The organism is Corallococcus exercitus, from assembly GCF_003611585.1.
GTDB lineage: Bacteria > Myxococcota > Myxococcia > Myxococcales > Myxococcaceae > Corallococcus > Corallococcus exercitus.
In genome coordinates this window covers 1-474 of sequence record NZ_RAVW01000888.1, presented here as the reverse complement: position 1 = coordinate 474, position 474 = coordinate 1, and the positions used below count along the sequence as shown (strand labels likewise).

The 474-nt window shown below is 72.4% G+C and carries 1 pseudogene; it reads left to right on the top strand.

Annotation, left to right across the window (positions count from 1 at the left end):
• Positions 1 to 62: 62 nt before the first annotated feature.
• Positions 63 to 474, top strand: a pseudogene (locus D7W79_RS42710) (hypothetical protein); the annotation flags it as partial.

Here is a 474-nt window from a genome sequence, read left to right as displayed (position 1 = left end):
GCGGAACCCCACGCGCATCCCCGTCATCCTCCCCCTCCTCGGGCTCAAGGCGACCTACTGACATGCGACGCGCACTCGTCACCTCCCTGGGACTGCTGGCCCTCACCTCCACCGGCTGCGAGCGCTACCCCGAAGACCCCATCTTCGCGTACGGCCGCTCGCTCCACCGCGACGGCACGCCGCGCGCCGGCGAGACGATGACCCTGGAGCGGCTGGACGACGACCGCTACACGCCGCTCGCCACCGCCACCACGGAGGCCTCGGGCGACTTCACCCTGGAGATGCTGCGGGGGGACGCCGTGCGCGATGCGGACTCCTACGGCTCCCGGAACGAGCTGCGGCTGGCGCTGCCGCTGGAGGCGGACGGCAGCGGGACCTTCCTCTCCTTCTCCATGCAGGACGACGTGGAGCTGCCCACGCTGAAGCCGTGGGACGCGCACCCGGTCGTGGGCAGCAGCGACCAGGGCCCCACCG